Origin of the sequence: Paenibacillus sp. FSL H8-0315 (genome assembly GCF_038005365.1) — a bacterium.
GTDB classification, from domain to species: Bacteria; Bacillota; Bacilli; order Paenibacillales; family Paenibacillaceae; genus Paenibacillus_AQ; species Paenibacillus_AQ odorifer.
Genome location: NZ_JBBOTA010000001.1, coordinates 5,058,916 through 5,077,392 on the forward strand (window position 1 = coordinate 5,058,916; position 18,477 = coordinate 5,077,392).

12 protein-coding genes are annotated in these 18,477 nt (G+C 46.5%); 10 read left to right on the forward strand and 2 right to left on the reverse strand.

All coding sequences use genetic code 11. The annotated features are described in order from the left end of the window. Positions 1–248 precede the first annotated feature (248 nt). Genes MHB56_RS22020 through MHB56_RS22060 form a run of 9 tightly spaced genes read left to right on the forward strand, consistent with a single transcriptional unit; the run spans position 249 to position 13,975 of the window. Positions 249–1,220 (forward strand): ABC transporter permease, encoded by a 972-nt coding sequence (locus MHB56_RS22020; RefSeq protein WP_076142502.1) that lies wholly within the window; start codon positions 249–251, stop codon positions 1,218–1,220. Between the two features lie 17 nt (positions 1,221–1,237). Further along, complete coding sequence (locus MHB56_RS22025; RefSeq protein ID WP_076130713.1) at positions 1,238–2,122, forward strand: carbohydrate ABC transporter permease; 885 nt, start codon at positions 1,238–1,240, stop codon at positions 2,120–2,122. Between the two features lie 34 nt (positions 2,123–2,156). Further along, positions 2,157–3,743 carry an extracellular solute-binding protein gene (locus MHB56_RS22030; protein WP_076130714.1) on the forward strand — a complete coding sequence of 529 codons (1,587 nt, stop codon included), beginning with the start codon at positions 2,157–2,159 and terminating at the stop codon, positions 3,741–3,743. Between the two features lie 51 nt (positions 3,744–3,794). Continuing rightward, a complete protein-coding gene (locus tag MHB56_RS22035) occupies positions 3,795–6,209 on the forward strand; it encodes a helix-turn-helix domain-containing protein (protein ID WP_081390197.1) in 2,415 nt (804 codons plus the stop codon). A gap of 29 nt (positions 6,210–6,238) precedes the next feature. Further along, positions 6,239–8,875: an exo-rhamnogalacturonan lyase family protein gene (locus MHB56_RS22040; protein WP_445667750.1), complete on the forward strand. Its 2,637-nt coding sequence runs from the start codon at positions 6,239–6,241 to the stop codon at positions 8,873–8,875. Positions 8,876–8,902: 27 nt separating this feature from the next. After that, entirely contained in the window at positions 8,903–9,610 is a 708-nt protein-coding gene (locus MHB56_RS22045) for a DUF1961 family protein (RefSeq protein WP_341144012.1), read from the forward strand. Positions 9,611–9,631: 21 nt separating this feature from the next. Then, positions 9,632–10,441 carry a polysaccharide deacetylase family protein gene (locus MHB56_RS22050; protein WP_341144013.1) on the forward strand — a complete coding sequence of 270 codons (810 nt, stop codon included), beginning with the start codon at positions 9,632–9,634 and terminating at the stop codon, positions 10,439–10,441. Between the two features lie 27 nt (positions 10,442–10,468). Then, positions 10,469–11,740 carry a rhamnogalacturonan lyase family protein gene (locus MHB56_RS22055; protein ID WP_339172414.1) on the forward strand — a complete coding sequence of 424 codons (1,272 nt, stop codon included), beginning with the start codon at positions 10,469–10,471 and terminating at the stop codon, positions 11,738–11,740. Between the two features lie 15 nt (positions 11,741–11,755). Continuing rightward, positions 11,756–13,975 carry a glycoside hydrolase family 88/105 protein gene (locus MHB56_RS22060; RefSeq protein WP_341144014.1) on the forward strand — a complete coding sequence of 740 codons (2,220 nt, stop codon included), beginning with the start codon at positions 11,756–11,758 and terminating at the stop codon, positions 13,973–13,975. Between the two features lie 644 nt (positions 13,976–14,619). Here MHB56_RS22060 and MHB56_RS22065 read toward each other — a convergent pair. Continuing rightward, positions 14,620–15,447 carry a helix-turn-helix domain-containing protein gene (locus MHB56_RS22065; protein WP_076141354.1) on the reverse strand — a complete coding sequence of 276 codons (828 nt, stop codon included), beginning with the start codon at positions 15,445–15,447 and terminating at the stop codon, positions 14,620–14,622. Positions 15,448–15,594: 147 nt separating this feature from the next. On the opposite strand from MHB56_RS22065, the gene MHB56_RS22070 reads away from it, so the two are divergent. Next, positions 15,595–16,881 carry a Gfo/Idh/MocA family oxidoreductase gene (locus MHB56_RS22070; RefSeq protein WP_076141355.1) on the forward strand — a complete coding sequence of 429 codons (1,287 nt, stop codon included), beginning with the start codon at positions 15,595–15,597 and terminating at the stop codon, positions 16,879–16,881. A gap of 196 nt (positions 16,882–17,077) precedes the next feature. Here MHB56_RS22070 and MHB56_RS22075 read toward each other — a convergent pair whose 3' ends face one another. Next, the gene (locus MHB56_RS22075) at positions 17,078–18,340 is read right to left on the reverse strand and encodes a TraB/GumN family protein (RefSeq protein ID WP_036675660.1); all 1,263 of its coding nucleotides are present in this window, start codon (positions 18,338–18,340) and stop codon (positions 17,078–17,080) included. Positions 18,341–18,477: the final 137 nt, after the last annotated feature.

Genomic DNA, 18,477 nt, shown 5'->3' on the forward strand with positions numbered 1-18,477 from the left:
AGGCAAACATTTGCTGGAAATCATCACTTGGAATCATAGGTGCTTAATGTCTTACGGACAATAGTAAACTTTTGCGCGGTTTGGACTTTTTAGATAAAATGGGATTTTTAGCTTATATAAAGCGTTCAAAAAAGTCCGATTGCTGGAAAAAATCACTAGCAGCATAATAGGAGTCGCAGTAAGGGTGATTGCAGTAATCCATGGCTACAGTAATCGCGAGCTGTACATGACAAATGGAGGTGAACAGGATGAAGCACGTAACAGTTCCGGGAACTTCAGAACAACAGCCAAAGCCGCAGACCTATCGAAATATCCGGGTAAGAAGATGGAAACGTTTTAAACGTGATAAATGGTTATATATTCTGCTGCTCCCTGGAGTCCTTTATTTTCTTGTTTTCAAATATGTTCCGATGTGGGGCGTGCTGCTGGCTTTTAAGAATTACCAGCCGTTTCTTGGTTTTCAGAAAAGTGAATGGGTAGGTTTTGAGCATTTTCGTGTTTTTTTCCAGAATCCTGATTTCTTTATGCTGCTGCGCAATACGTTATTGTTATCGTTTTATAATTTGATTTTCTTTTTTCCGGCGCCGATTATTCTGGCACTGCTTCTAAACGAAATACGGCTTTCCTTCTATAAAAAGACGATACAAACGATGATTTATGTTCCGCACTTTATATCCATGGTCATTGTGGCCAGTATGAGCTATGTATTTTTAACTACGGAAGGCGGGACTGTAAATGAGTTTTTGTATACGTTTACAGGCAGGAAAATAGACTTTCTAGCTAATCCTGACTGGTTCCGTCCATTGATTATTCTCCAGACGATCTGGAAGGAGTGCGGTTGGGGGACGATTATATTCCTGGCAGCGCTGGCCGGTGTAGATGTGGAGCAATATGAGGCTGCGGTAGTAGATGGTGCGAACCGGTGGCGGCAGATTTGGCATATTACGTTGCCTGCTATCCGCAGTACAATCGTTATTTTACTTATTCTTCGGATGGGAACGATTTTGGATAACGGTTTTGAACAAATTTATTTAATGATGAATGCTCTTAATCGTGAAGTAGGTGAGGTGTTCGATACCTATGTATACGCACTGGGGATTACCCAGGGAGCTTTTAGTTACAGCACGGCTGTTGGATTATTTAAATCAATAATCGGTGTGACGCTTGTGCTCGGGACGAATTGGATCGCCAAAAAATTTGGTGAATCTGGACTTTATTGAGAAGGGAGAAGCTTGCTGTGGCCAAACAATACAAGAGTACGGGTGGAACTGCATTTGATATATTCAATTATATATTTTTAGGGATTATCGGGATCGTAGCGATTCTCCCTTTCCTCTTTGTGGTTTCGGGCTCCTTCGCTACAGATGCGGAAATTACTAAACGTGCCGTATTCCTGATCCCGACCACGATTTCATTTGACGCCTACCGATTTATCTTTTCAACAGATACGATTATGCGCAGTATAGGGGTTTCTATTTATGTTACGGTAATCGGAACTGTCGTTAATTTATTCTTCACGGTAACTATGGCTTATCCGATGGCAAAACGATATCTGATGGGCCGTAATTTGGTACTCAACCTTGTTATTTTTACGATGCTGTTTGGTGGAGGAATGATTCCAACCTATCTCGTCATTCGGGAGCTGCATCTGCTGGATACGCTCAATTCTCTTATTTTACCGGGAGCAATTAGCGCCTTTAACCTGATTATTGTCAAAAACTTTTTTCAGGAGCTGCCTATAGAAATGGAAGAAGCGGCGCGTATTGATGGTTGTTCTGAGCTGGGCTTGTTGTGGAAGATAGTCCTTCCTTTATCCAAACCGGTTCTCGCTACATTTACGTTGTTCTATGCTGTGGGACATTGGAACAATTTCTTCTCGGCACTGCTCTATATTACGGATCCGACAAAATGGCCTTTGCAGGTGATGCTGCGACAGATCGTAATGTTATCCCAATCTGCGGCTGGCGATATGAGTTCTATGGATCCAAGCTTTGTGCAGCCACCGGAGCAGTCGATTAAAATGGCGGTTATTGTAGTAGGTACTCTACCAATTTTATGTGTGTACCCATTTCTGCAAAAACATTTCGCTAAAGGGGTGATGCTGGGTTCTGTTAAAGGATAACAAACTTAACTTATTCCAATTTGGAGGTATAATAATGGAAGCTAATCGTTCGGTAAAAAAGAAGCGCTGGTTGTTACTTTTACTTGTGGCTATGATGGTTACAACTGTTGTTGCAGGTTGCTCAGGTAATGAATCTGCAGGTTCTAACAGCAAAAGTGAGGGAAGTAGTAATACTGGAGAAGAGAAAAGCGAGTCCCCGCTGGATCTGACCCTCATGCTGCCGATATTCAAAACAAATTATCCGAAGGATGGCAGTCCGGTTGCTGCTGAACTGGAGAAACAGACCAATACAAAAATCCACTTTGAGTGGGTCCCGAATGCATCTTATGCAGATAAATTTAATATTACGCTAGCTTCTGGGAAGCTGCCGACCATTATCTACGTGGGGGATGTTAAGGCTTCTAGTTTTGTGAACGCTGCCAAATCGGGTGCATTCTGGGAAGTAGGGCCTTACCTTAAGGATTATCCGAATTTAAGCCAAGCGAACCCGGTTATTCTGAAAAACTCGGCCATTGATGGGAAGAATTACGGGATCTATCGGGGGCGTGTACTCGGCCGTAACGGTATGGTTTTCCGCAAGGATTGGCTGGAGAAGGTGGGGTTGCAAACACCGCAGACGGTGGATGATTTCTACAATATGCTGAAAGCGTTCAAGGAAAAAGATCCAGACGGCAATGGTAAAGAGGATACGTATGGCATGGTGCTTGTCAAATGGAGCGGCCAGTGGGCCAGCGGTTTTGATACCATTAAGTTATGGTTTGGAACACCGAATAAATGGGGCGTGCAAGATGGCAAGCTGGTGCCTGAGCATGAATATCCAGAATATTTGGAAGCGCTTAAGTTCATGAAGAAGCTGTATGATGAGAAATTGATCAACTCCGACTTTGCTGTAATGGACAGTGCCAAATGGACAGATCCGATCGTGAACAATAAGGCAGGAGTAATCGTCGATGTGGTCGATACAGGCGCCCGGGTGGATGATAAAATTCACGCTGCGCTAGAAAAAGAAGGCAAAGACGAACCGGATAAACATTATGTAGATGTAAGCGGGGGCGTAACAGGTACGGATGGCAAGCTACACACATTGCCGACCTCTGGTTTCTCGGGCATGCTGGCTATTCCAAAATCATCTGTGAAGAGCGAAGAAGAACTGAAACGGGTACTGGCTTTTCTAGATCAAATCAATAATCCGGAATTACAAACGATGTTAGGTTTTGGTTTGGAAGGTACTCACTACACTATGGTGGATGGTTTTATTGAACGCTCCAAAGACACTGTACTTGTGGAGTCAGAAGTGGAAGGTCTAAACCAAATATTGGCTTATATTCCTGAGGATAAGTCCAAGACTGTAGCACAAACGCCGCTGCGCCTTAAACAAACTGAAGTTCAAAAGGCAAATGAAGCTTCCATCGTGGTTAATCCGGCAGAGGCCTTTATTTCCACAGTATATTCGCAAAAGGGTGCTCAACTCGACAATGTAATTAACGATGCACGCATAAAGTATATTGTAGGACAAATTGATGAAGCTGAATTGAAATCAGCATTTGACGTATGGAGAAAAACAGGTGGAGATGATTTAGTAAAGGAAATGAACGAATTATACGCTAAGGCTGACCACTAGATCCTTCCTAGTGCTTTTATCCGGCTGGAAAGGATCTGAGGAGCAAAACGAATGTGGTTCGATTGCACTTCAAATTTATCCGATTCGGCTGGTGAGAGCATAGTGATGAGAAATGTGGCGAAATGGAAGCGTTATACAAAAGGCTGGTCAGGCTGTAAAGGCCGGTATTATCGGAAAAACCTGATCATTATGCTGGTGGTGTCATCCATTCCGGGGTTTATTATTGGTGCGCTTGTCTACTGGATGGCAGGGGGACGTCTGGAGAGCGAGCTGCTGCAGATGCATAACAGGCAGATTGAACAGCGGGCGGCTAATATTGATGATCAGCTGTCCAATCTGGAGCTGATGCTGGCACATTGGGCTTTTGATCCCAAGTTTGATTACAGCTTGAATGGCCTTGATTTTATTCAGGATCATGAGCGGGCTTGGGATATTACGAAGACACTCGTAGTGATGCAGGGCTCGAACACGATGACGAGTAACGTTGAACTCTATCTATCAGGAGATTATCCATTACTATTTAATCCCGAATATGGCACGATTGACTCCAGCATGGTTTCTGGTCAATATGACAAATTGATTGATACTGAACAAAGCACCTATTGGACGCAGTGGGCATTCGATCCCAATAAACCAAATGTCAAAGAATTAACGCTTGTCCATCATATTCCGGGCGGAAGCTTGAAGCCCTTCGGGGCTCTTTTGCTCCGCATGGATACGGAGAAAGTAGCTGCGATGCTACGAACTATGACACCTTATAATAGCGGCGAGACATTTTTGCTGCAGACGACGGGGGATTTGTACGTATCTGCTGGAGACAGTGCCGAGGATTCTCCCTTACTTACCGCATTGCATAATGAGATTGTGGAACGGGGCGCGAACCATGAGTCAAATCTTGAGTCCTCTTTTCTCTTCGACTGGGGTAAGGCTACATATGCAGTGACTTATGGTGAGTTTTCCCGACTCTCCGCAGACTGGCTCTATGTGTCCGCTTCACCGATAACCAGCATAACTTCACCTGTCGTCTTCATTTCAAGACTGATATTTTTAGTTAGCTTTAGTGCTTTGCTGCTGGCGGCGATTCTGTCTTGGTTTGCTTCCCGTAAAATCTATTCACCGATAGGACGTTTGCTGCAGACTTTGTTGCCTGACCAAGCGGCGGCTGCGAGTAGGGAGGATGAGTTCATTCTGATTGAACGGCATTGGCAGAACTTGCACGGGGAGAGCCATGCCCTGAAGTACACTCTTTCCGAGCAGCTTCCACATGTGAAGGAAAGCTTCCTGCATCAGCTGTTTCAGGGGTATTTATATTCTTATTCTGAGCAGGATCTGCAAAGCCGGATGCGGCGCTTTAAGTGGGAAGTAGAGGATTGTCATTATATTATTCTTTATATTCAGCTTACAGGCATCTCCAGCCAGGAGGGGAAGTTCCGCAACGGTGATGAAAGTCTTGTATCATTCGCCGCCGTCAATATTATCGGAGAATTGTCTGCCGAGCACTTTAAGCAGGCTGATATTATCAATTTCCATGATCTCACGGCAGGATTACTTCTTATCGAACCCGTTGCGAATCCATCGCTGGAAGCGGTGCAAGCCTTTAGCGAAGAACTGACAGGAACGATTAATCGCATGTTAAAAATGAGGGTAACAGTGGCGTTTAGTGCACCGGTTGGAAGGATATCCGGTATTCCGCTAGCGTTCGAGGCTGCGAAGCAAGCCGCTAGTTATCGCCAGTTTGGTGGTGAGAACCAGATTATTAATATGGAGCTACTGGATCGTGAGGGGCAAAGTACGCCAGAACCGCAATATTCGTTCACTTTGGAGCGCGGAATGATTCAGGCCCTGCGCACAGGAGAAGCGGAAGAGGCTTACCGGCTGTTGGAGGAATTTCTGGAGGCACTGTGTGCCAATGGGGCAAAAGTGATTGATGTGCAGCAGGGCATGCTTCATTTGTTAGGCAGTATTCAGCACGCCATTATGGTCTCAGGCATTCATCCAAACCAACTGTTCAAAGGGGCTAATCTGTACGCGGCACTGTCGCAAATTCATGAGCCGAAGCTTATCCTTGCCTGGTTTCAGGAAAAGGTAGTCGCACCGTATCTGACGGAGCTGAGTGAGCGTTCTGATGCCGGAATCAAACGGACGATTGAGCATGCCATGATGTATATCAATGAGCATTATATGGATAATATTTCGCTGGATGGATGTGCGGATTATACAGGGATCAGCCCATTTTTACTGAGTAAATCATTCAAACGGGTCACCGGGAAAAATTTCATCGATTATCTGACCGAATTACGGCTTGATAAAGCCAAGGAGCTGCTGCGTGATACCTCGCTGCGAATTAACGATGTAGCTGAACAGGTGGGTTATCAGCATAGCTATTTTAACCGGATTTTTAAGAAACAAGAGGGAATAACCCCAAGCCGCTATAGAGAGCTAAGCCATAATAATGAAGCTCTTTAAAAGTAAAGAGGACGTGCGGCGAAGAACGTATGAAGGAGATGGTTGTTGTGCCTACGGCTCTGCCGATTGGCCTGCATTGGCTAAAAAAGCCCGCTATTGATGTGGGTGTTACCTGGGGGGTTCCTTGGAAAAAAGGAGCGCTCGACAGGGAAGCGTTAAAGAATCTCTGCTTAAGTATGCCGAAGAACGAAAAGCATGTGCCGCTGCAAAGCTGGCCAGCAGCTTTTTGGCCAGACGGGAGCATCAAATGGTCCACGCACTCGGTAGTAAACAAAAATTCGGATGTTCAGCAGGATTCCTTAGTGACAATGACAATAAATCAAGCGACTCCAGCTACGGAAGTGACTGAGCGACTCACTGTGCAGGAAACAGAGGAAGCTTTCATTATAGATACAGGTGTTATTATTTGCACGGTTAACAAGCAGGGGAAGGGTCTTATCCGCAGTATTGTGCGCAGAAATCCGGCGGACACGGAAGGAACCGAAGTATGCAGTAATGGCGAGCTTGTATGTATACGTGAACAGAGAGATGAGGGTGCTGGCACCCTGAGCATACGTGAGGAGCGATTCGCAGGACGAACGTTAAGTGCCATCCTTGAACAGGGCGGACCTGTTCGCGCAGTGGTGAAGCTAGATGGACTTCACCAAGCTTCGCACAGTGCTCGTGAGTGGCTTCCCTATACGTTACGTTTATATTTTTATGCTGGGCTGGAGTCTATTCGATTAGTTCATACGTTTCATTATGACGGTAATCCACAGCAGGATTTTATTAAAGGATTGGGAATAGAATTCACAGTGCCGATGCGTGGACCTCTTTACAACCGCCATGTTCGTTTTGCCGGAGATAGCGGCTTGTTTAGCGAGTCTCCTAAGACGTTGCATACACGGCGAACCAAAGGTAAGTACCGTGATTTATTCCTCGATCAGGTAGCAGGATGTGCTGTGAAATTTAATCCAGAAGAGGATGCCTATTTCCTTAATTTATTGGATGACTCCGCCACTTGGGGCAGCTTTCGGCTGGTTCAAGATTCTTCCGAGCATTATGGGATCTGGAAGCGGACAGAGGATGGCTGCGCTTGGATCAAGGCAGCAGAAGGCCGCCGGGCAGGTGGGCTTGGTTATGTTGGGGCAGAGGGCGGAGGGCTAGCAATCGGGATGAAGAATTTCTGGCGTAAGCATCCGGCAGGAATGGAGATTGGTTCCACTGCCACTGACGCGGCAGCGCTTACTGTCTGGTTCTGGTCACCTGATGCGGCAGCTATGGACTTGCGGCATTATGATACGAAAACACATGTGGAATCCTCGTATGAAGGTGCAGAAGAATTACGGGCCACTCCATTTGGTATCGCTAATACTAGCGAGCTAACATTCTGGTGTACGGCGCAGACTCCCGGGCCTGAATTGTTGCAGCGGATGCAGGCAGAAGCTGAAGAACCTTCATTGCTGGTTTGCGAACCAACTTATTATCATGAAGCGGGTGCTTTTGGTTTCTGGAGTTTGCCTGATCGGAACACGCCAGCCAAGGCATATCTGGAAGAGCGGCTGGACGGGATCATCTCCTTTTACAAGGAAGAGATCGAGCAGCGCAAATGGTACGGTTTTTGGGACTACGGAGATTTCATGCACAGCTACGATCCGGTCAGACATGTATGGAACTATGATCTCGGTGGCTGCGCCTGGCAGAATTCCGAGCTGGTGCCAAATATGTGGTTGTGGGTAACGTTTCTCCGGTCCGGGAGAGCGGATGTGTTCCGTATGGCCGAAGCTATGACCAGGCATACGAGTGAGGTAGATGTATATCATTTTGGCGAATACGCCGGACTAGGCTCGCGGCATAATGTCATCCACTGGGGCTGCGGCTGCAAAGAGGCTCGTATCGCCATGGCGGGTCTGCATCGCTACTATTATTATCTGACCGGAGACGAGCGGGTCGGCGATATTATGGACAGTGTAAAGGATGCTGATTATTCAACAGTTACTCTGGACCCGATGCGGGCGTATTTTCCGAAGGATGAATTCCCAACTCATGTTAGGGTGGGTCCGGACTGGGCGGCCTTTAGCTCTAATTGGATGACCCGCTGGGAGCGGTTCGAGGATACCGCTTATCGTGACAAGATTATAACAGGCATGGATTGCATCAAAAGGGCAAATTTACGGCTATTATCTGGTCCCACATATGGTTATGATCCGGCAACTGGCCTATTGTCAGGAATGGGCGACGATAACTGGGGGCGTCATTTAGCGATTAGCATGGGAGGTCCGCAGGTGTGGTTCGAGCTGGCGGCAATGCTGGAGGACCCGGACTGGGAAGATATGCTGGCTGAGTTCGGCGTATTTTATAATTTGCCACAAGAAGAGAAGGACGCATTTACAGGAGGGTTGATTTCAGGAAAACTCCGTTTTGAGCATCCTGTACTCAGCGTAGCCATTGCTGCATATGGAGCATATTACCGCAAGGATCCAGCGACGGCAGAGCGGTGCTGGTCGATTTTGCTGGAGAATCCGTTTGGTGGTGTGAATCTACAGGAGGAAGCTGATCAGGTCACTTATATGACTGAGTTAAATGAGATCGATTGGATGAATACAAATGAAGCCTCGCAGTGGTCTTTAAATACGATCATTGCCTTGGAATTAATCGGTAGTGCTTTACCGGAACGCGCGAATTAAAGGCTTCATTGTGGGGAGGAATGTTTTATGGCTAGGCCGATGCAGGACACGGGTATAGGTGGTTTGATCCCTGAAGCATGGAAACCAATCTACCATAATCCCCTCGCTTCAACTAGTGATATCGCTGGATTCCAGATGGAGGGAGCGGGAGCGGTTTCCTTCCCTTTGCAGCGAATGAGACTGGAGAGTACTATCCATGCAAGGGCCGGACAACAAGCAAATGTCGTTCTCTGGTGTCCAGAAGAGTTCCCGGCAGACCTCGCCGTATCTTGGAATTTCCGCCCATTGCGTGAGCCGGGGTTGGCGATTTTGTTTGTAGCGGCCAAAGGAGAGGGTGGGAAGGATTTATTTGATTCCACGCTTGCTCGCCGTACGGGTGAATATGATCAATACCATCACGGGCAGATAGATACGTATCATATCTCGTATTTTCGCAGGCGTTGGGTGGAAGAACGTGAATTTCATACCTGTAATTTGCGCAAAAGCTATGGTTTTCATCTGGTTGCGCAGGCAGCTGATCCGCTTCCGGACGTCAGCGACATGACTGAGCCCTACCGGATGTTAGTGGTGAAGCGTGGTCCTATGCTGTCTTTTGCAATCAATGAACTGCCGGTTTTTACATGGATAGATGATGGTGAAACCTATGGGCCGCTACTGACAGGTGGGAAAATTGGGTTCCGACAGATGGCACCCCTGATGGCTGAATACTCAAATCTGACGGTTTTTGGACAGTAATGCGAAGGAGGCTTCAGATGGATGTCTATTATTTATTATTGTTACCCTGAGGGCAGACATAAGGCGCTTACAATGAGCTATGATGACGGCAGACGGGCTGACGAAAGATTGGTAGGACTATTTAACCGCCATGGGATTAGAGGAACATTTCATCTCAATTCTGGCCTGCTGGGTGAAGGTGATCGTATTACGGCAGATGAAATAACTGAGCTGTACCAGGGACATGAGGTATCTGTTCATACGCAACACCATCCGACGATGGCCCGTTGTCCGCAGGAGCAAATCATCCATGAGATTATGGAGGATCGAAAGTATTTTGAGACGCTGCTCCAGGTGCCGATACGGGGAATGTCTTATCCTAACGGTTCCTTTAACAAGGAGATAAAGAAGATTTTGCCTCATTTAGGCATGGAATATGCCCGTGTGGTACAGACCACTGGCGGCGGCTTTGGGCTGCCGGAGGATTGGCTGGAATGGCGGGGGACTTGCCATCATAATGATCATTTGCTGGAGCATGCGGAGCAGTTCGTGAAGCTGCATAAACGGCAGTATTTATATCTGATGTATGTGTGGGGCCATAGTTATGAATTTGATAACGATAATAACTGGGAGCTGATGGAAAGCTTCTGTGAAGCAGTGGGAGGACTAGAGGAAATCTGGTACGCGACAAATATTGAACTCGTTCATTATATGAAGGCTTGTGAAGCCCTTATTTTCTCCGCTGCTCGGGATTTTGTATATAATCCGGGAGCGGTATCTGTCTGGCTGGAAATCGACGGTTTGATTATAGAAGTAGCAGGCGGACAAACCATCCGTTTCCCGGAGATCTAATCGAAGAGAGAAGACAGGAGGATTCTAATGAAAACGAAGGACACACAATTAGTCTATCAGCTGGCAAAAGTAGATATTTCCGCTGCCGGTCCACGCTGCAAAATGCTTATTGGCGATCTGAATGGGGATGGACGTGCGGAAATGCTGCTGGTTCAGCCGGATAATCGCCAGGATGTACGTTATATTCCCCATCAGGTGCAATGCCTGACTGCTTTTGATATGGATGGCAAGCTGCTGTGGCAGGTGGGCACACCCGATCCTGACGCTGGCAGCCAAGGCTCGGACTATCCAGCGCAAATTTATGATTTAGATGGTGATGGGGCGCTGGAAGTATTATGTGTAATGGATGGACGGTTTCATATTCTTGAAGGTTCAACAGGAACGGTTAAATCCATATACGACTTACCGGCAGAACATGCACATGATTGCATTATCATCGCCAATCTAACAGGGCAAGAACACGCTTCCGACATCATTCTGAAGGACCGTTATCATCAACTGTGGGCCATGGATCAGGATTTCAATTTATTATGGACGCATAAAGGCAATGTAGGACATTATCCGTGGGTTTACGATCTTCATGGAAATGGACAGGATCAAGTGATGGCAGGTTATGATCTGCTTGATTCTAAAGGTGATTTATTATGGAGCTGCCATGATCTTGACGACCATGCGGACTGTATTTGGGTTGGCGATGTGAATGGAGATGGCTATCCTGAACTGGTTGTCGGCGGAAGCGTAACGGTGATGTATGACCGGGACGGACAAGAGCTTTGGCGTTATGACGGCTCCATCGAGTCACAGCATCTGGCGTTAGGCCGATTCCGGCCTGAACTGCCTGGCCTTCAGGTTGCCGGGCTGGACCGAATGATCCGCGAAGATGACGGCAAAGGGCTGAAGGGCAAGGATGCGTTGTTTCTTCTAGACTGTAATGGCAAGGAACTTTGGAAAGAAGAACGTACAAGCGACGGTTGGCTGACTATAGTTGAAGCCGTGAGCAACTGGCAAGCGGGTTCTCCGGATTATATTCTCGCGTACCGCCGGGGAGGCGGAGTATATCCTGCTTTGTACGATGGACATATGCGGGTTGTAGCTGAATTCAAGGAGGAAGGTTATGCCGTTCACGGCGATCTTCTGGGATGTGGCAGGGAACAGGTTGTAATTTATAATGATGAGTCCGCAACGGTATATTCAAGCGAGTGGATAGATATTAGTACCTGTGCCTCTGAGAAATCGTTACCTCAGCCTAAAAGATTGTACAACTCGACGCTGTATCCCGGTGGAGAAATAACGGTGTGAAGGAGGATACGCTTAGTGAGTACTTATATTACAGAATACTTTCCTGATCCTGATTGTATTGCCAAATATAATGGGGGCAAAATCGAAAATGTACTGGCCGCTGTGGCCAGCCGTTTTATCGGTGCCTATCCCCCGCAGCCTCCGGTGTACCGGGTACATTCGCAGAGTGGTTTCAACCGGCTCCGCGACTGCCGTTACGATATGAATCTGGAAGAACGACTGCCGGAGCTAGCGGCAGGACAATTCGTATATGTATGGGGAAAGCTGTGGAGTGACAATGAGGTAGATGCCCCTTTCTCAGTTAGTTGCTATAGTCCAGTTAAGGTTTACATAAATGGACGGCTGGTGTTTAGCTCCAATCTAAATGATGATGTGTTTCCGGACAGAAGGACGTTTTTTCGGGCGAGCATGGATAAAGGCTGGAACCATCTTGTACTGGAGTATGTTGCAACAGGTACAGGTTGCGGAGGGGTTTTTGGAACGGGCAGTGTCAAAGGTGCACCAGTACACTTTCTTACTCCAACGGCGCAGTTAAGCGGTTGTGAAGGTTGGATTTATAGTGGACCCCAGCAGACATCTTGGGCAGCTTGGCTGGAAGCTGAATTCACTGAAGAGCAAATGACAGCTCGCTGCGTTTGGTTTCCGACACAGCAATGCTCGCCACAGGAACAGGCAACTGGCAACTGTTCACGCATATTTGGGGAAATGCTGGGAGCCAAGGCGTATGCTTGGTGTAAGCTGGAAGTTAACAGCCTACAGAAAGACGACATTCGTCTGCATGGTAGCTATCGTGGAATGGCTGAAATCTCTATCTATGTGAATGGGAAACTTGTAGCTGAGCATCAGAACGTGAAAGGCATGCTTGATATCCAACTGGAGCTTGGTTATGGACTACATGATCTCGTCGTGGAGTCCATCTGCGGAGAGGAAAACTGGGGATTTGAATTGGACTTACGGTCTGGTGGTATTCAGAGTAGTCTCGTGCAACCATATCCCGTTGAAGGATTAACTGATCCATGGTTGTACCTTGGATTGTTCACCAAGGAGGCAGCGCCGAAAGTCTTAGAACTGACCTCTATGGATACTTTATTTGGGGAAGCGGATGAAGTAACCTTTTGGCGTGTAGACCAACCGAATAGCTGGGTTAGGCCTTATTTGGAGAGTGTTATGTTTGGGCGCTGGAATTACCCTCTAGGCGTAACCCTGTACGGATTGCTGAGAACAGGAGTAGAGCTTAAGGCCCCCCATTATGCCGAATATGCACAACACCATATTGAGCAATGTACAGGGCTGCATAAATATGCCTTATGGGACCTTGGACGTTATGGCGCTCCGGGCATCAATCATCAGCTGGCGCTGATGGATTCGCTGGACGACTGCGGATCCTTCGGGGCAACGATGCTGGAAGCACATAAGCTTCGTCCACTACAGGGCGCACCGGAAGCTGCTGCTGAAATTGCCAATTACATTACTAAAGTGCAGAGCAGGCTACCTGACGGAGCTCTGTATCGGACCAGTGGCACAGTTGATTTTATGCAGCAGACGATGTGGTGTGATGATCTGTATATGAGCACGCCATTTCTAAGTAAATATTATGAATTGACCGGAAATGCGGCTTATCTTGATGATGCGGCGGCGCAGTTTTTACTTTACAAGGAGCGGCTGTTCCAGCCGGAGCTTGGCATTATGCATCATGTGTATGATTATAAGTTTAATAAACCCAATGGCGTGCCTTGGGGCAGAGGTAATGGTTGGGTGATTTTCTCGCTGACTGAGCTGCTTGAAGTTATGCCTGAGCAACATCCGTTGCGAGCTGATTTGCTTGATTATTTCCGCGAGCTTAGTAAAGGCTATCTTAAGCTGCAAGATGAGCGGGGCCTATGGCATCAAGTGTTGACGGATCCTGAGTCCTACGCGGAGGCTTCTTGTACCTCTATGTTTATTTACGCTTTTGCTAGAGGCGTACGCTGCGGCTGGCTGCTGGAACCAGAGTCATACGTAACCTCTGCAATCAACGGCTGGAGCGGCTTAACCCGTTATTGTATTGACAAACAAGGCAATGTTTACGGTGTCTGCCGCGGTTCGGGTTATTCGTTTAACAAACTGTATTATAAAGATGAATTGACCTGGCAATTAAACGATACACATGGGATTGGCATCGTGCTGCTGGCCGGAATTGAGGTTCACAGGCTCGTACGAGATTTGGAAATGAAATCACATGACGAAGCAAAATGAATGGCATGATGAGGAATGAGACGACCGTATTAATCACAAAATTACAGCGGAGCAGCGATACTCCATTAGTGGGGATCGCTGCTCTTTGTTGTGCGTTACATTGCTACCTAAACCCCCGAAACCCCGAAACCCCCCCCGGTCCCCCCGGCCCCCCGAAACCGCCGATTACTCCTGCTAGACAAAGTTATGCGGACTCAGATGACGTTATTTGCAGATTTATCGCCTTTTGGGGCCATTTTCGGACTCCAGTGACGTTATTGCTTCGAAAACGGCTAATATAGGTAGCTTTTTATGCCAATAGCGACTATGGGGTCCGATAAAATCCCAAAATAGCGATTATGCTGCGAATAAGGTCCACTGGGTCCGATAGCCTCATGAGCTTTGTTCGCGCGAAAAGGTAATCTAGTGACGAGATATTGTTGTTGCTCAGATGCTCCTGATGCTCCTGATGCTCCTGATGCTCCTGATGCTCCTGATGTCCCTGATGCCCCCGATGCTCCTGATGCCCCGATGCTCCCGATGCCCTCTATGCCCCAGATGCTCCTGATGCCCTCGATGCCCCCATGCCCATGGCAGTTCACATAAGGTACTTTTGATCGACGGAGCGGCTACAAAGAGAACTGGTTGTGATTTCTAGCTGTGGATCAGCGGTTTTGCTTGCGATATTGCAAAGGCGAACGTTTAACGATTTGTTTAAACACACGCCCGAAGTGGGCGATGCTGTCAAAGCCGGTATCCTCGGCGATGTTCGTAACTTTAGCGTTGGTGCTCTGCAAGAGACGTTGGGCTTCCTTGATCCGAATGTAGTTTAGATATTCTACGATGGTGAAGCCAGTTGTCTGCTTGAACACACGGCAGAGATAGGTGCTGCTGATGAAAAAAGTCTCAGATAGCCGCTCCAATGTAAGCTTTTCAGCATAATGTGTTTGTAAAAAATCGATAATTTCGTAGACTTTTAGCTGCTTCTCACTGCTCTCAGGGGCAATGGGCTCGCGGCTTATTTCCTGTATTCTGTTCATTTCAATAAATAGTTGGATGAGCAGCGTCTGCAGATAGGGGGATTGCTGTGTCCGTGGTTCTGTTTGTTCTTTTAGCATGCTGAAAAGAAGATATTCAATGACCCCCTGCTCATGTACTCCGGGCCGCAAAAGCAAGCTTTGTGTAGCCATAAATGGAAAATGCAGCTCGAAATGTGCCAATGTCTTTTGCAGAAAGCTTTCCTCAAAGTTAATTAAGATCCGTTCATGGCTTGCAGAGCCTTTAGAGGTGGTACGATGGAGCTCGTTCTTGTTAATAAAAATCAGATCACCTTTACGCAAGGTGTAGATCAGATTGTTAATGTAATAACTGCGTTCCCCGGCGAGTAAATAATAAATTTCATAAGTATCGTGATAATGGTCGGAATCCATGCTGAATGGACCGGCTCTTTTTATTTGCTCAATTATAAAAGGAGGCTGAGGCTCCTGTTCCATACTAAATCTGCTCCTTTCTGATAATGAGGATAATATTTGCAAAGTTTTTGTTATTTCTGCTAAGAATCGCTTAGATTAAGATATATTTTATACTATACACTATAAGAAGAAAACGCTTTTAAATCAATAAGTGATGGAGTGATCCTGATGTCCAACAAGAAATATGCTTTCGTAGGAACCGGCGGCCGAGCGGAGTTTTTTTATGGTGAGATCACCACGAATTATCGTGAAACCTCTGAGATTGTAGGCTTTTGTGATGTGAATGGAGCAAGAATGGATTATGCGAACCGTTTGCTGGAGGAAAAATATAAATATCAAGCGGTTCCTACCTATAAAGCTCATGAGTTTGACCGTATGATTGAGGAAACCAAACCTGACACGGTTATTGTCACGAGTATTGACCGCACGCATCATCGTTACATTATCCGGGCGATGGAGCTTGGCTGCGATGTTATTTCGGAGAAACCGATGACAGTGGATGAAGAGAAATGTCAGGAAATTCTTGAAGCGATTGAGCGGACTGGGAAAAAGCTGCGTGTGACCTTCAATTACCGCTATGCCCCACACAACACCAAAATCCGTGAACTCATTATGGACGGCGCGATTGGAGAAGTGCTTTCCGTCAACTTCGAGTGGCTGCTAAATACGCAGCATGGGGCGGATTACTTCCGCAGATGGCATCGTGATAAACGGAACAGCGGAGGTCTGTTGGTTCATAAATCCACACATCATTTCGATTTGATGAATTTCTGGCTGGGTTCGCGCCCAGATACGATTTATGCGATGGGTGATCTAAGATTTTATGGCAGAGAAAACGCGGAGAAGCGCGGGGTGACTGAGTTTTATCAGCGTGCTCATGGTAGCAGTGCGGCGGAAAATGATCCGTTTGCCCTGCATCTTAAAGATAATGAGCAGTTAAAGCAGATGTATCTGGATACGGAGCATGAGGATGGCTACCTGCGTGACCAAAGTGTGTTCGGTGATAATATCAGCATTGAGGATACGATGGCGGTTATGGTCAAATACAAAAATAAGACGATTATGAATTATTCACTTAATGCTTATCTGCCTTGGGAGGGTTTCATTGTGGTATTTAATGGGACCAAGGGGCGGATGGAAGTAAAGGTCGTCGAACAGTCTTATGTAAATGCCGGAGGAAATAAGGAAGATGAAGGGGCGTTAAAAGACAAGCGGATCACGGTCTTCCCTCATTTCGCAGCACCTTATGAAGTGGAGATTGAAGAAGGAGTTGGGGGGCACGGAGGCGGAGATCCTGTGATGCTGCGTGATATTTTTGAACGTCCGCTGGAGGATCGCTTTAATCGTGCAGCATCCCATGTGGACGGAGCGTTGTCTATTATGACCGGGATTGCGGCAAATCGTTCAATAGCTACTGGACTTCCAGTTAAGGTAGATCAGTTAATAAAATTGTAGTAGCCCGTTTATGAACAAGCGGCTTTGGGTTCGTAGGGAGCGTTTCTCCAGAATCCCGGAGGGCCCTCCGCTCTGTCCACATGTTAAGCCAACTTCTACTCTTAGATTGAGCTAAAAAAAGTGAAAATAAAAGGCTGTCTCCAAAATCATCGTAGATGACTAAGAGACAGCCTTGTTTATTTTAGCTAAAACTCAATTATTGTTTGACGACGTTAAAGCCATCTTTTTGCAATTGGGTCACGATACCATCGTCACCGAGCATATGCAGCGCGCCAACGACGACAAGGTAAGTCGCTTTTTTATCACTATTCAAATATTCTTTTACATGCTTCACCATGTTGACGTTACGATCCGAAACCAGGCCTTTATAATACTCTGGCTCTTGCGCGACCGCTTTTGTCATCGCTACGAGCGACTGCTCATCACCTTGCATCCACATTTGGGATAGTGCATCCAGCGAAGCTGCTGCGGAAGTATTGTCCGTTTGATTGAGGCTGCCGAGTGTGTCGACAAGAAGCTTTTCTTGCAATCCATCTGAGAACTGGTCGAACATATTCAGCTGCAATTGTGTGTTTTCCAGTTCAATAATAGGTTTGTTCAGCTTGCCTGCTTTTTGTAAAAAATATAAATCAATGCCGGTATCCGCCGTATAACTTGTAACTTGCATCTGTAGACTTGAGACACCTTGGGTAACGACCCACGGTTTGAAGGAATCGAATGCATTTTCCGCCAGACCATTTGCTTTTAGCAGCTGAGTTACTTTGTTATATGTATCTGCGGATACATGATCCTTGAGCTTGGTTCCATCTGTATAAGAGCCTTTTTCCAAAATAAACTTTTGGATCTCAGCTTGATCAATCTTAGAGATATCTACTTCGACACCTAAATATTGCGAGGCTTCAAAAGCAGCTTCAATCTCCGGACGCAGCGGGTACATTTTGTCGTTAGCCACATGGATAGAACCAAGCAGATAGACGGTGTTGCCGTTGTTCTCCACTTTCCATAAGAATCCGGTGCTTCCGGCAGCTTGAGTATCGGCCACAAAAGTGATGGTGCGCAGCGCTGGACTCCACTCCACCTTATAGCCGATCGTTTCTCCTATAAAGCGGACAGGAACATAGGTGACATTGTTGATGGTTTTAGGAGCCACCTCTAGTTTTTTCTTCTCCCCGTTTACCGTTGCGGTTGTGCTACCGATGGTCAGTGAGAGGGCCAGTCCATTTTTGGTCCCTGTTACGGTTTGGGTTTTTTTATTCCAATTAATATTTACATTAAGCTTCTCTAGCAGGGGACGCATAGGAACTAGGGTCGTTCCTTTTTCTACAACAGGGTTAGAATTGCCTAACTTTATTTCGGTTCCATCAATCCATACACCGACAGGCTTTTCAGCAGCATGCGCAGTGGTAAAGACAGACATAACCATGAAAATGGATAAAAATAATGCACCTAGCTTTTTCATTAATAGGACACTCCGTTTCTAAAAAAGAATGAAAGATGTAAGTCACTCTCTGATTTTAACGTATTTTCCCATAAACAGTTGTACCTTTTGTTACTATATTGATTTGATGCCTATGATTGGAAAGTAAACTTACAGTA

Coding starts and splice junctions, on each gene's coding strand:
- MHB56_RS22050 (WP_341144013.1), top strand. CDS start 9,632: ATGTCTATTATTTATTATTGTTACCCTGAGGGCAGACATAAGGCGCTT.
- MHB56_RS22040 (WP_445667750.1), top strand. CDS start 6,239: ATGAAGGAGATGGTTGTTGTGCCTACGGCTCTGCCGATTGGCCTGCAT.
- MHB56_RS22020 (WP_076142502.1), top strand. CDS start 249: ATGAAGCACGTAACAGTTCCGGGAACTTCAGAACAACAGCCAAAGCCG.
- MHB56_RS22065 (WP_076141354.1), bottom strand. CDS start 15,447: ATGGAACAGGAGCCTCAGCCTCCTTTTATAATTGAGCAAATAAAAAGA.
- MHB56_RS22055 (WP_339172414.1), top strand. CDS start 10,469: ATGAAAACGAAGGACACACAATTAGTCTATCAGCTGGCAAAAGTAGAT.
- MHB56_RS22045 (WP_341144012.1), top strand. CDS start 8,903: ATGGCTAGGCCGATGCAGGACACGGGTATAGGTGGTTTGATCCCTGAA.
- MHB56_RS22070 (WP_076141355.1), top strand. CDS start 15,595: ATGTCCAACAAGAAATATGCTTTCGTAGGAACCGGCGGCCGAGCGGAG.
- MHB56_RS22035 (WP_081390197.1), top strand. CDS start 3,795: ATGTGGTTCGATTGCACTTCAAATTTATCCGATTCGGCTGGTGAGAGC.
- MHB56_RS22030 (WP_076130714.1), top strand. CDS start 2,157: ATGGAAGCTAATCGTTCGGTAAAAAAGAAGCGCTGGTTGTTACTTTTA.
- MHB56_RS22075 (WP_036675660.1), bottom strand. CDS start 18,340: ATGAAAAAGCTAGGTGCATTATTTTTATCCATTTTCATGGTTATGTCT.